Origin of the sequence: Pseudomonas sp. TNT3, from assembly GCF_010095445.2 — a bacterium.
In the GTDB taxonomy this organism is placed as follows: domain Bacteria; phylum Pseudomonadota; class Gammaproteobacteria; order Pseudomonadales; family Pseudomonadaceae; genus Aquipseudomonas.
Window position 1 is genome coordinate 1 of sequence record NZ_WFGV02000054.1, and the last position, 12,575, is coordinate 12,575.

The 12,575-nt window shown below is 57.4% G+C and carries 11 protein-coding genes and 1 pseudogene; 1 reads left to right on the forward strand and 11 read right to left on the reverse strand.

The annotated features are described in order from the left end of the window. From GBC55_RS24310 to GBC55_RS24320, 3 genes and pseudogenes are all read right to left on the reverse strand, one after another. Positions 1-150: pseudogene (locus GBC55_RS24310) on the reverse strand (urocanate hydratase); the annotation flags it as partial. A 395-nt stretch (positions 151-545) separates the two neighbouring features. Further along, positions 546-1,298 carry a histidine utilization repressor gene (hutC, locus tag GBC55_RS24315; RefSeq protein WP_162439056.1) on the reverse strand — a complete coding sequence of 251 codons (753 nt, stop codon included), beginning with the start codon at positions 1,296-1,298 and terminating at the stop codon, positions 546-548. 111 nt (positions 1,299-1,409) lie between these two features. Next, positions 1,410-2,603: an MFS transporter gene (locus GBC55_RS24320; RefSeq protein WP_162439055.1), complete on the reverse strand. Its 1,194-nt coding sequence runs from the start codon at positions 2,601-2,603 to the stop codon at positions 1,410-1,412. A 154-nt stretch (positions 2,604-2,757) separates the two neighbouring features. Here GBC55_RS24320 and GBC55_RS24325 point away from each other — a divergent pair, with 154 nt between their 5' ends. Next, a complete protein-coding gene (locus GBC55_RS24325; protein ID WP_162439054.1) occupies positions 2,758-3,717 on the forward strand; it encodes a LysR family transcriptional regulator in 960 nt (319 codons plus the stop codon). Positions 3,718-3,807: 90 nt separating this feature from the next. Here the strand turns inward: GBC55_RS24325 and GBC55_RS24330 are convergent, their stop codons facing one another. From GBC55_RS24330 to GBC55_RS24365, 8 genes are all read right to left on the reverse strand, one after another. Beyond that, on the reverse strand, positions 3,808-4,119 hold the full coding sequence (locus tag GBC55_RS24330; protein WP_162439053.1) for a cupin: 312 nt from the start codon (positions 4,117-4,119) through the stop codon (positions 3,808-3,810). Positions 4,120-4,318: 199 nt separating this feature from the next. Then, the gene (locus GBC55_RS24335; RefSeq protein ID WP_162439052.1) at positions 4,319-4,681 is read right to left on the reverse strand and encodes a response regulator; all 363 of its coding nucleotides are present in this window, start codon (positions 4,679-4,681) and stop codon (positions 4,319-4,321) included. A gap of 23 nt (positions 4,682-4,704) precedes the next feature. Beyond that, on the reverse strand, positions 4,705-6,147 hold the full coding sequence (locus GBC55_RS24340; protein ID WP_178114316.1) for an ATPase domain-containing protein: 1,443 nt from the start codon (positions 6,145-6,147) through the stop codon (positions 4,705-4,707). A gap of 263 nt (positions 6,148-6,410) precedes the next feature. Beyond that, complete coding sequence (locus GBC55_RS24345; protein WP_162439050.1) at positions 6,411-7,127, reverse strand: class I SAM-dependent methyltransferase; 717 nt, start codon at positions 7,125-7,127, stop codon at positions 6,411-6,413. Between the two features lie 116 nt (positions 7,128-7,243). After that, a complete protein-coding gene (locus GBC55_RS24350) occupies positions 7,244-7,975 on the reverse strand; it encodes a carbon-nitrogen hydrolase family protein (protein WP_162439049.1) in 732 nt (243 codons plus the stop codon). A 108-nt stretch (positions 7,976-8,083) separates the two neighbouring features. Then, complete coding sequence (locus GBC55_RS24355) at positions 8,084-9,937, reverse strand: ABC transporter ATP-binding protein (RefSeq protein WP_162439048.1); 1,854 nt, start codon at positions 9,935-9,937, stop codon at positions 8,084-8,086. 178 nt (positions 9,938-10,115) lie between these two features. After that, entirely contained in the window at positions 10,116-11,003 is an 888-nt protein-coding gene (locus tag GBC55_RS24360; protein ID WP_162439047.1) for a DUF2950 domain-containing protein, read from the reverse strand. Positions 11,004-11,029: 26 nt separating this feature from the next. Beyond that, positions 11,030-12,532, reverse strand: coding sequence for a DUF3300 domain-containing protein (locus GBC55_RS24365; protein WP_162439046.1), 1,503 nt, complete (start codon positions 12,530-12,532; stop codon positions 11,030-11,032). Positions 12,533-12,575 lie beyond the last annotated feature (43 nt).

A 12,575-nucleotide genomic window follows, 5' to 3' on the forward strand; every position in this document is an offset into this window, starting at 1 on the left:
CAGTTCTTTAGGGTTCTCGGCGACTTCCGGGTCGAGGTTGTTCATCAACATGCGCAGCGGCGCTTCAGTCAGCCAGCTTTTGGCGGTCAGCGTGTTACCGCGGGCGGCACGGATTTCAACGTCACGGAAGCGGGTGGTCTTGGTGGTCATGGTCATCTTCTCAGGCAGTGATTAGAGGGTCGGTAGCTGTGCTACATGCATGTACATGTGCGCTTATACCAACCTGTATGTACAAGTGAATGCAAGTGAAGGGCCAGAACCTGGATTGATGTTGGTCATCGGATCCTGAAAAAATATGAAATGTGATTTAAATCAAATAGATAAAAAACAGGAAAAGATAAGGCTGATAAGACGAAGCTTGAAAATCCTGTTGCAACTTTTATGATTTTTTATGGGAAGGATGAGTTTTAGGTAACACTTATGTGCGCGATCAGCCGCAAAATGTCACTTTTCTACCACTCGGGCCGGTGGCAGTAACAGTGTCAGGAGAAGAGGTGCAACAAAGGGCATGCCGAGCGGCAGGCGGGGGCCGCTCGATCAGTGAATCAGTTACCGAACTTGCCTTCCAGGCGATAACGCGAGCCGGGATAAACCAGACGGGCACAACCCACCTGACCCTTCGCCGCCCACGTCCGACGGCGAATCAACAGGCACGGCTCATAGCGTTTGATCTGCAGCAGTTTGCACTCCGCGGCTTTGGCGTGGATCGATTCGACCACATGCTCGCCTTCGGTCAGTGGCGCCAACTGGATCAGGTAGGCGTAGGGCGTGACCTGGGTGAAGTCCTGCTGCAGATAGGCTGGTGCCACCTCGGCATTGACGAAGCGTTCTTCGATCTGCACAGGCACACCGTTCTCGTGGTGCACCACCACCGAGTGGAACAGCCGCTTGACCCCCTCGAGCGGAAAGGGCATCGAAGCACGTGCACGCTCGGGCATTTCCTCGAGCACGATCACTTCGCAGCGATGCTCATGACCGCGAGCTTCAATCTCTTCCGCGATATTGTGAATCTCGAAAAGCGCCGCATGCCCCTTGGGCTCCGCCACAAAAGTGCCGACGCCTTGCATCCGCACCAGCGAGCCCTCGATGGTCAACTCACGCAGGGCCCGGTTGATGGTCATGCGACTAACGCCCAGCAGGTTCAGCAGTTCGCTTTCAGACGGGAGCTTGGAATTGGGCAACCAGGCACCAGAGCGAATCTTCTGCATGATGATTTGCTTGACCCGCGCATACAGAGGCGAGGGGCTCTCGAGAGAGAAGGACTCGAGGGATGCAGTTTCCTCAATAGATTTGGCCACGTTGATTCCTGATGTGAAAAAGAATTGCTCCGACAAGCATGCGGGCTAGTTTACTCAGCTATGGGTGATACGCCTATGCGCAGACCTGGCGTCGACCTGAGGAGGGCAATGTCACCCCGTTGCCTTCTTCGAATGGGAAGCCCCCAAAAAGTAAAACACACCACCCGCCACGATAAAGAGGGCGAGCATGTAGAAGATGCAGTGGGGCGGGTAGCTGGCCAGAACGATGCCGCACAGCACCGGGCCGAGGGCTGCGCCAAGGTTGGAGAGGTTTTGTGCGCCGTAGTACATGCCGCGCAGATGATCGGGTGCGATTCGGTCTATGAACATGTATTCGGCGGGGAACACGATGATCTCGCCGACGGTGAAAATCGCCATGGACAGGACCCAGAGCAAAAGCGTGGTCGACAGGGCAAAGCCCGCCACGCCGGCCATGAACAGGCTAAGCCCTGCCGCCAGCCACAGATTCAGGTGTCGTTGGGAGATCCGTCTGCCAATGGCGTACTGCAGGGCAATCACCATCAGCGCATTGGTCGCCACCACGGCACTGATGATCTGGTAAGTGGTTTCAGGCGTCGTGGTGACCACCAGGTACTGCGAGAGATACGCCGTGAACTGGCCAAACACCACGGCGGTGAGCAGCCCGCCAAGGGTGAAACACACCAGCCGATAATCCTTGAGCAGCAGCTTTCCCACGGCCAGGAAGGGGGCGGGATTTTGTGCTGCATCGATTGCAGTCACGCCTTTATTGCCCCGAAAGAAATAGACCCCACAGAACCCCGCACCCAGCCCCGCAGACAGCAGGAACGGCAAACCGATATTCAGTTTCGCCAACCCGGCGCCAAGAAACGGGCCGACGGCATAGCCGACGTTGGTCAATGTGTATTTGATCGAGAACACTTCGCTGCGATCATTCACCGCCAGCAGGCTGCCAAAGCCGGATTTGACCGCGATTTCAATGACCGCGTAAGCCAGGTTGATCAACACCAGGCAGCCGTAGAACAACCAAAGATCCCGAGCCAAAAACGTCCCGAGAAAACCCAGTGTGAATGCAACGCTGAAGCCCAGGATGAGCCGGTAACTGGACATCTTGTCGACCAGAAAACCACCGTACAGACTCAGCAACGATCCAATGATCAACGTGCTGCCAATGACCAGGCCGATATCGGCGACGCTCAAGCCAAAACTGCTGGAAAGGTAGATGACCAGATAGGGCAGGGTGATCGCTCGCGCCAGGGTCAATACAAAAGACGCCGACAGCAGCAATTTGATCGCTGCCGGGTAGTTTTTTAGCGTGGTGAGCATCCTTGCCTCGTTATTGAGCAGTTGGTTTCAGGGCAGTTGCGGGCAGCGTAGCGTTGATAGATCCGCAGGAATCAAGCTTACTGGGGAATGCTGTTCTGATTAGTGACGTTTTTTATCAAATGATCGGAACTGAATTCATGAGTATGGAACGTTTATGTTTTCCTCTGAGCGATTAAAGGGCATTGATGTATTCGTCTGCGTAGCCGATTTCGGCAGCTTCAAGGCGGCTGCCGAGCGGATGAACCTGACCGCGTCGGCCGTCAGCAAAGGCATCGCTCGATTGGAGAGCAGACTTGGCAGTCGGTTGTTTCACCGCACAACAAGAAGCTTGTCACTGACGGATGCGGGCGTTGCCTTCTATCGAACCTGCACGGGTGTGCTGGCCGATCTGGAAGAAGCCGAGCTGTCGCTGCACGCCGAAAACACCGAGCTTCGTGGCAGGGTTCGCATCGGCCTGCCAGGGGCTTTTGGCCGTTTGCAGGCACTTCCCGTCATTTTGCAGTTTGCCCAAGAACACGGACTGCTGCTCCCGCACATTTCGTTTTCAGACCGTCTCATCGACCCCGCCGAAGAAGGCCTCGATATCGTCGTACGCATCGGTGGCTCGCCCCTGTGGCCTGCCACGTTGGGGCATCGCTTCCTGGGCAACGAATGGCATGTGTTCTGTGCGTCGCCTGAGTACCTGAGCAAATACGGCACGCCCATGACGGATCGCGATCTGGACCATCACCAGTGCATCGCCTACGGCTGGGCAGATGGCAGCGTCCACCCCTGGAGTTTTTCCGGGAGCAACCCAGGCGAGATTGAACGCCGGGTCGTACCTGCAAGCCTCGTCGTGGGCGATGGAGAAGGTCTGGTGATCGCGGTGTCGGCGGGGTGCGGTATCGCGCAGTTGCCTACGTGGTTGATCAAGCGCCAGCTTGAAGAGGGCACGCTGGTTGAAGTCCTCCCGGATCGGGCAACGGATGGACAGGCGATCAATCTGGTGTGGCCAAAGGGCCGTGAGCGGATTGCGAAAGTCGGTGCTTTGCTGCAGGCGCTAGCCGCAGGTTTAGAGCAGATTCAAACGGGGCAACACCAGGTTTGTCGCCCCGACATGATTGTGAAACTTTGAGACGCTCGCCAATGGCAGTCATTGGCCAGTCGCCAACCCCTGCTATCGCTACTGATTGATCTGTCAGAGCGCCGGTAAAGCCTGGGCAACTTAAACGCTGCCCTCAAGTTCAATAACCAGAATCCGCGCTTCTCCACGAGGGTGCGCAACATGTTCACATCCAACCCCTGCGAAAAACACGTCGCCAACCTCCAATGTCACGACCCGTTCAATACCTGATTCGCGATAGTGCATATCTACCGTGCCGTCGAGGACTGCGAAAACCTCCTCACCATCATTGACGTGCCACTTGTAGGGCTGGTCGGTCCAGTGGAGGCGGACGGTGGTTCCATCCATGTTCGCTATGTCGTGAGCCCCCCAGGCGCGAGTGGCGGTGAAATCCTTGCTGCGAATAACCTTCATGGGTGGTGTTTCTCGACAGAGAGTGAATCGGTAGCAATCTATCAGAATCGTTAGTCGTCCACTGCTGACCGAAAAGAGGCCTGGACTGAATGTCGGCTTCTGGCCGGATTGCAGGCTTGTTGACCGGCTGATATCGGCCAAAAACAGCCGCTTGAAAGGGATCGCTCTCGGCTCATCGTCTGCATCGAAGTATTGTTGACTATTTCGAAGATAGTAGCTTTCTAACTTCGGCAATCATCAAGTCAATGTCGAATGGCTTTGGCAACACCGCATCAAACAGGTCCGATCTCTGCATACCGATGTGCGCTTGAGCACCGCTCATCAAGATAATCGGCAAATGATGGTTGGAAGGAAGGGCTCGGACAGCTGTGGCGAATTCCAGGCCGTCCATGACCGGCATCATAAAGTCGGTAATGACCAAGGCAGGCCGTTCTCTATCCAGCACCTCAAGTCCTTTTCGACCATTACTCGCCGTTACCACCATGAACCCTTCATCCTCCAGCGCGAAGCTGAGAATGTCAGCGATCAAATACTCGTCGTCGACGACCAGGATGGTTGTCATGTTAATTCAATCCGCACAAAGGCTTAAGATGTTGAACCGGGCGATGACTCAGCAGGGACTGATGGTTCATATCGTGAAGCCTTTTTCAGGAAAACGTCTTGATCACGAATGACGACCTCGAAGCGCGAAGCGTCGTAAGAGCTGTCTCGTACCTTAAGAATGGAAAGCGTCCTGCTTAGTTCAGACTGATTCTCAGAGAACCGCATGAGCATAAGGTTGTCGACGATACTGGACAGATCAGAGTTCGGTGCGCTGACTTCGGAGCCAAAAAGATCGCGCATTTCCCAAGAGGCAAATACCGTAACGCCCCTGGATCGCAGTTCGTTCATCAAAGCGCTGAAGAAGTCATTAATCCGCGCCGGATTTGTCGAGACTCGTGTCATACCACTAAGGCTATCGATGAACAGGCGCTTGATGCCCTTTTCTTCAACAAGACTCAGCAGTCGTGCACCCAACCCATCCAGCAATCCCTCAGTAGTAGGCTGCCAGGCAATGCTCAGCGCTCCACTGTCTTCCATACCCTTGATATCGATACCCAGTGACAGGCCTTTGAGTCGCAACCGTTGTGGGCTTTCGTAGAAACCAAAATGTAGACCCGGCGCCTCCGCAGTCGACTCAGCCAGAAATTTGAGGCCCAGTGTTGTTTTACCAATCCCGGACGGGCCTATTACCAGAGTCACACTGGAACTGTGCAAGCCTCCGCCCAAGATGTCGTCCAGTGATTTAATTCCACTGGCGATACGGGTCATGTCGGCGCTGTCGGGGGACGACGGGTGGCTGTAGAGACTTTCAAGTCGTGGGTAAACCACCAAGCCATTTTCGGTTATTTCACACTCGTGAAGACCCGTCATTGCGGGGCTGCCGCGAGTTTTACGAAGCTGAATTCTACGCACTGAACGAGTGCCATATAGCTCCTCACCCATCTCAATCACGCCGTCAACCATGGTGTGCTCAGGACTGCCATCGTCGAGGCGGGAGCTGGTAAGAAACAGCACCGTGCAACCTGCGAAAGCAGCATGACCTTGCAGCTCTGAAATGAATTTCTTGGTATCGATGGGCGAATCAGCTTTTGACCGCGCATTAAGCAAACCATCTACGACCATGACCGTGGCTTTCTGGCGGCTTATTTCGCGTCGGAGCAGCTTCACCACCTCATCCAGGCCTTCGTTTTCCAAGGTGTCAAAAGCACTGACAAACTGAATTTCGACGCCGACCTTAGATGAGTCGAAAAAGCTAAGGGTAGAAAGAAACTGAAAAAGACGGTCATGCGATTCAGCCAACAGGGTGGCGACCAGAACCCGCCCCCCGTTATTCGCATGATGAAACCCAAGCTGGTTCGCGAGGATGGTTTTTCCAGACCCCGGACGCCCCTGGATTATGTATGAAGCCCCCTCGACCAGCCCGCCCTTGAGCAGAGCATCGAGCCCTTCTATTCCGCTTTGAAGGCGTTTTAGCTTTTCCACAATGCGACCCTGATCCGAAAAACAATCTATTTATACTAAGTTAATGGAATGCTAACGCCAATTCTGCTGCGGAGCCATTCAGGTTGAGTGAAAAGCTGGAGCGACATCGCACTCTTGGTGTCGTAAGAGATGCTCACGAGCGCCTGCTTTTGGCCGTTATCTGCCAGTCGCGAGAGGCAGAAAACGACCCAGGCCGTACGTTCGACGATTGGCAGCTACCTGGGCACCAGAAAATATTCACCAAATGCACACTTCAATTTCTTTTTTCAACCCGTCTTACACACCAACCAAGCCCCCCAAAACAAGCTGCTGAAAAACCGGGTAGCGTCCCCGAATCCACACTCATGCAGCAGCTTCTGAACGGCCGCCTCGGAATGCGGAGGGTCAGCGCCTTGCAGGATTTTCCCCAGCTTGGCCTTTACTTCATCCGCGCTCGCACCGTGCTGGCGCCACCGCTGACCCCAGGCAGCCAACAGTAGCGGCTGGCTGGCATAAGCGTATTGATTCCCCGCGACAATCAGCGGCGCACCCGGTTTGAGATGAGCCCGAATGGAACGCAGGATCTGTCGTTTGGCGTCATCACCCTCCAGATGATGAAGGACACCGATCAGTGTGGCGGCGTCATATGACGCGTCTGCGGGCAGGTCTTCAACTTGCCCAAGATGCAGGTCGGTTTTATCCAGCAGGTTGTTGGCCGCCAGCTGCTGCTTCGCTGCCTCCAGCATGGGCTCCGAGGGATCAACGGCAGTGAAGCGCCAACCGGGTTCGAGCTTGGCCATTGCAATGATTTCCTGCGCCGTACCGCCAGCGCCGACGACCAGTATCTTGGCCCCAGTTGTCGTGCCCAGGCTTGCTGCCAGCATGCACGCCGCCAAGTCCTGGCAGGCGTCGTAACCGGCGAGTGCAATACGGCTTTGTCGTCCGTACTCGTTGGCGCGAGAGGTATCAAATTTTTCAGCGGAGTTGAGCGTGGTTGATTTCAAGGCGGTTCTCCATGTCCTCAAATCAAGCTACGCCACCCAGCGAGATAACAAAAATTCAATAATTTCATGCCCTGCATTCCTGTGCGGAATGCAGGGCGTTGAGTCATTCCTGGCGTTCAAGCCAAGTTGAAAACGCCGGTTTCTCCAGTCTGCAGGTCGTATGCAACCAATGCTTCCTGGGTGGCATCAACGCGGCAAACGAGCTCACCGTCACTGTTCCAGACAGCAGACTGACCGGCTGCAATATAGTCGTCGGCAGCGCCAATACAGTTGGCCATCAGCACCGTCATGGAATGTTTTTTAGCAATTATCGGATAGTGGCTATAGGCCGACTTAACGCCTCTCTCAGACTTGGCCACACTGGCCAGATAGACCTGAGCGCCTGACCCGGCGGCATGTTCGGCATGGCTCAATTGCAATGACTCATAGCAGATGGCGGGTGCCAGGACTGTGTTGGCATGCTCAAACACACACCCTTTAGTGCCCGGGGTGAAGAACGGAAGTTCGTCGGCGTGCAGCTGCTGTTTTGAATAGGCCGTGCGTTCCAGCCCTGGCTGGAAGGCAATCATGCTGATCTCGGTGCCTTGGAGCCCCTTTGTCGGTGCGCCCACTGCGATGAGCATGCCGTATCGATCGCTCAACACCTGGAACTCATCAAAACGGCCATCGCTCGGGTGGACTGCCAGAGCCTCCGCCAGCCTTGGCTCGTAACCGGTGACAGAGAGCTCGGGAAAGAGCAGCAGATTGGCACCTTGGCGCGCAGCCAGGTGAATGACATCAAGGTGCCTGGCGATATTTTTTTCGATGTCGCCGGGTGTTGAACGTATTTGCGCAGCAATCAGCTTCATATCCAGTCTCGCGTCCTTGTGTTGGGGTTAAGGTTTTCTGACTCGCTCATCCTGGGGCTTTCGATAGGCCGTGCTGGATGACGTCACTCCAGCACCGGCCATTCATGGCTACTCCATCGCTTCAGCCACACCCTGATCCTCGCCCAGAAACCCACCGCTCTGATGGTGCCACAGCCGCGCGTAGGTGCCGTTTTTGCGCAGCAGTTCGGCGTGGGTACCTTGTTCGATGATGCGTCCGTCATCCATGACAATCAGCCGATCCATGGCCGCGATCGTTGACAACCGATGGGCGATGGCGATGACGGTCTTGCCCTGCATCATTTCATCGAGGCTTTCCTGAATGGCCACTTCGACTTCCGAATCCAGCGCGCTGGTGGCCTCGTCCAGCAAGAGGATCGGGGCGTTCTTGAGCATCACCCGGGCGATGGCGACGCGTTGACGCTGGCCGCCCGAGAGCTTGATGCCGCGCTCACCCACCAGGGTGTCATAGCCGGTATGGCCCTGGCGGTCGCTCAGTTGGCTGATGAACCCATCGGCCTGGGCATTTTTCGCGGCCATGTGGATCTGCGCATCGGTCGCATCCGGACGACCATAGGCGATGTTGTCACGGATGGAGCGGTGCAGGAGGGAGGTGTCCTGAGTGACCATGCCGATGGCGCTGCGCAGGCTGTCTTGTGTCACGTGAGCGATGTTTTGACCATCGATACGAATCTCGCCGCTGTCCACGTCGTAGAAGCGCAGCAGCAGGTTGATGAGTGTGGATTTGCCGGCGCCGGAACGGCCCACCAGGCCGATTTTTTCGCCAGGGCGGATGTTCAGGGTCAGGCCATCGAGCACCTGGCGTTCACCGTTGTAGTTGAAACCGACGTTGTCGAAGGTCACCGCGCCGCCAGCGGGCACCAGCACACCGGCGTTTGGCGCGTCCTGCACCTTGGCACCCTGGGTCAGGGTGGCCATGCCGTCCTGGACGGTGCCAATGCTCTCGAACAGCGAGGTCATTTGCCACATGATCCAGTGCGACATGCCGTTGATACGCAACGCCATGGCAGTGATGGCCGCCACGGCACCGGCGCCGACGTCGCCCTGGTGCCAGAGCCACAGGGCATAACCGCCGGCGGCCATGATCAGTGCCACCACCAAGGCCTGGTTGACGATCTCGAACTGGCTGACCAGGCGCATCTGGCGAAAGCCGGTTTGCTTGAAGTCCTCCATCGCAGCGCGCGCGAAGTGCGCTTCTCGATTGGAATGGGAGAACAGCTTCACCGTCGTGATGTTGGTGTAGGCGTCCGAGATACGCCCGGTCATCATCGATCGGGCATTGGCCTGTTCCTGCCCGACTTTCCCCAGGCGGGGCACGAAATACACCATGGCGAGCCCGAACAGCGCGACCCACGCCACGAAGGGCAGCATCAGTTTCAGGGCGAAGCCGCCGGCCAGGGCGATGATGGCGATGAAGTACACGCCGATCCCGGGGGCGATTTCGATCAGGGTGAAGAGCACGTCGCGCACCGCCAGGGCGGTCTGCATCACCTTGGTCGTGACCCGGCCGGAAAACTCGTCGGAAAAAAACGAAAGGCTTTGCCGCAGCATCAGGCGATGGAAGTCCCAGCGCAGCCGCAACGGCAAATTGATCGCCAATATCTGGTGCTGCACCATGGTGCGCAACGCCACCAGCCCGACGCTGGCCACCATGACGATGCCCATGCCCCACAGTACGCGACTTTCCTGCGCCGCCGCATCGCCGCCTGCCTGCCAGGTCGAGAGCAGATCCACGACTTGCCCGAGGAAGGAAAACAACCAGGCTTCGTAGATCGACACGCCGGCACTGAGCAACGCAAACGCAAGGATATAGCCGCGTGCGCCTCGGGTGCAGGCCCACAGGAATCGCGCCAGGCCGTCGGGTGGCGGGGGTACCTCGTCAGGCGGAAAGGGGTCGAGTCTTCGTTCAAATGCCCGAAGCATGGTGGTCTCCAAAACGATCAAGTTGAGGGGATTCTGCCATTGAACGGTTGCTTTGAGGATTTTGCCGGTCAGAGAAGGGCAAATCGCGAGGCTATTTTTGACCCGAAGCTAAAGAGAGCGGCAGGGGATGCCGGCACCGTTTACGCGGCACCGGCATTGCGATGAAGATCAGACCGGGTTATTGCGGGTCGTCCGGAACCTCCTTCCAGCTGTCATCCGGATCAAAGCGTTTCATCGCCTGCGCGAGTTTTTCGCTGTTGGGCCCCAGGTCTTTCTCGAACACCTGGCCTTCATGGCTGATCATGAAACTCATGACGCCGGTGTCATCGTATTTCGCCGGCCAGGCAATCAGCGCAAAACCCCGGCTCATCTTGTCGCCGATCAGGTAACTGTAGACGCCACCCGGGGCCGAAGGGCCTTGGCCATCCAGGATACGAAAGCGGTAGCCATGCCAGTCTTCGCCTTCAATGATTTTGCCGAACGAGGGGCCTAACGGGCTGATCTGGTCCGTGTCGTCATCCGCCCAATACAGTCCGTCGTGCTTGCCGGGGGTGCTGACGATTTTCTGCGCGTATTCGAGCGCGCCGTCTGCGTCACGATCGACCGCGGCATATTCCATCTGGGCGTCGTGGTAGGCCAGCACCGATTGCACCGCAGCAATTTCGTTGCGACCAATGCGACGTATGCGGATTTCGGCATTGCCGGCCTTCATGTCGAAACGCCAACCGGCGGCTTCTTTTACCAAGGGTATTGGCAGCGTCCAGTGGTCATTGCCGACCGCCAGATGGGCTTTGTTGTCACCGGTTTTTTCGATCTGGTGTTGCGCCTTGTATTGCTTGATGAACGCATCCACATCTTCTCGCTGCACACCTTCGCGCGGGACGAAATTGTGCCATTCGTCCCCCAGCAACTCGGTCAGGCGGGCCTTGTCCGCGTGCTCTGTCCCCAGGGCTTCGACGAACGCTTGCGCAGCCGCTTCCGGCGTTGGAAATGCCTGCTGCGCCGCTGCAACGCACGACCACAGCAAACCGGCCGCTATCGCGATGACCGTAGGGAGCACGCCCATGCCTATTTTCACTCCAGGATAATTGTTCACCGACGGCCCCCCCGCGAACGCGCTGGCGGACTTGAAGGCCGACTGATCTGGTGACCCGATGGTCGAGAGGCCGTTTGGCGTTGGGCTGAGGCCTGACTGGCCCGACCACGATTAACTTGGGCGTTGGCCTGTGACGGCGTCCGTGCGCCGGCAAATGCATTGTTGCGGGCACTGCCCGTGCTGGCGGCCGGGCGATTGTTGTTCGCCTGGCGCGTCTGCGGGGTTCTTTCTGAACGCTGATTCGCCTGAGCGGTGCGGGGCTGCTGATTCTCACGAGTAGTTCTGGCAGGGGTGCCCTGGCCTCGGTCCGCTGTCCTGGGTCTATCGGCACCGGCTTGCGCCCGATTGCGATCGTTGGTCTGGGCCTGGGCTTTACGCGTTTGATCCCGGGCTTCGCGGTTGCTGGTGGCTGGGCGCTCGATACCGTGCTTGTCCATGGAGTTGCGGGCATTTTCACGGGCCTGGGCACGCTGGGCATTGTCCCCTCGGTAGGCCTCACGCTGATTCGCCCCGTTCAATTGTCGGCCGTACTGTTCGCGACTTTTGCCGTCACGATAGGGCACGCCATTGCGATGAACCGGGTTGTGCTGCCATTTGTTCTGGTTGTTGGTGATCTGGTTGTTGCGATTGATGTTGTTGTAGCGATTAACGTCTATGTCGACGTCGTTATTGCCCCAGTCACATTCCCCCCACAAGGCACCGACGATTGCCACGCCGGTCCCGAATGCCAGCCCGGCCACCAATGCCTGACCCGGGTAATAAGCGGGAGGAGGGGGATAGTACGCGGGAGGTGAGGCCGGGTAGGCCCACGTACCGTAAGTGGTGGTCGGGTTATAGGTGGGTACGTACACCACCTGCGGATCGGCGGGCTGAATGATGATCGTGGCAGGCGCGGGCGCTGGGGCAGCTTCGGGTGCTGCGGCCTTCGGAGCCGGTGCGGGGGCAGTTGCAGGTGCCGGTGGTGCAATGTTCTGAACCGTCACGTTCTGATATTGGTTGCTCTGCAGGTTGCCAGCGGCTTGCGCCTGGCGACGTAAACGCTGAACGCCGTCCATGAGGTCGTCAGGTTGCGCCAGGAAAGCATCACCCAGGCGTTGTACCCAGACGGGATCCTGTCCCAGCGTTGCCAGGACCTGCGGGAACGCGACCAGCGCTTGCACGCTCGGGTCCCAAGGCTGGCTCGCCACTTGTTTGACCGCATCGTCGCCCTTGGCGTCAGGGTGAGCTTTGGACCAGCTCACCGCGTCGGTGATTTCACCGGGGTAGGTGCTGGCCATCAGCACCTGTGCCAGCAACGGGTCGGGGTAAAGCGCAATGGGCGCCAGCATCTGATCCAGCTGCTCCTGGGTAAATACTGGATCTTTGGCCACTGCGGCGACGGGCGCTGGATTGGCAGCGGCGGCCGGGGCCGGGGAGGGCTCTTGCGCCGACTGGGCCAGGGAGGCAGATCCGCTCAACAACAATACAGCTGACAACGCGTACAGTACTGGAATGCGCATTGCACCCCCTATGAGGTCAGGCAGGCTCGAAATGAGCAGATCA

Coding starts and splice junctions, on each gene's coding strand:
- GBC55_RS24365 (WP_162439046.1), bottom strand. CDS start 12,532: ATGCGCATTCCAGTACTGTACGCGTTGTCAGCTGTATTGTTGTTGAGC.
- GBC55_RS24350 (WP_162439049.1), bottom strand. CDS start 7,975: ATGAAGCTGATTGCTGCGCAAATACGTTCAACACCCGGCGACATCGAA.
- GBC55_RS24360 (WP_162439047.1), bottom strand. CDS start 11,003: ATGGGCGTGCTCCCTACGGTCATCGCGATAGCGGCCGGTTTGCTGTGG.
- GBC55_RS24325 (WP_162439054.1), top strand. CDS start 2,758: ATGTTTTCCTCTGAGCGATTAAAGGGCATTGATGTATTCGTCTGCGTA.
- GBC55_RS24355 (WP_162439048.1), bottom strand. CDS start 9,937: ATGCTTCGGGCATTTGAACGAAGACTCGACCCCTTTCCGCCTGACGAG.
- GBC55_RS24320 (WP_162439055.1), bottom strand. CDS start 2,603: ATGCTCACCACGCTAAAAAACTACCCGGCAGCGATCAAATTGCTGCTG.
- GBC55_RS24330 (WP_162439053.1), bottom strand. CDS start 4,119: ATGAAGGTTATTCGCAGCAAGGATTTCACCGCCACTCGCGCCTGGGGG.
- GBC55_RS24335 (WP_162439052.1), bottom strand. CDS start 4,681: ATGACAACCATCCTGGTCGTCGACGACGAGTATTTGATCGCTGACATT.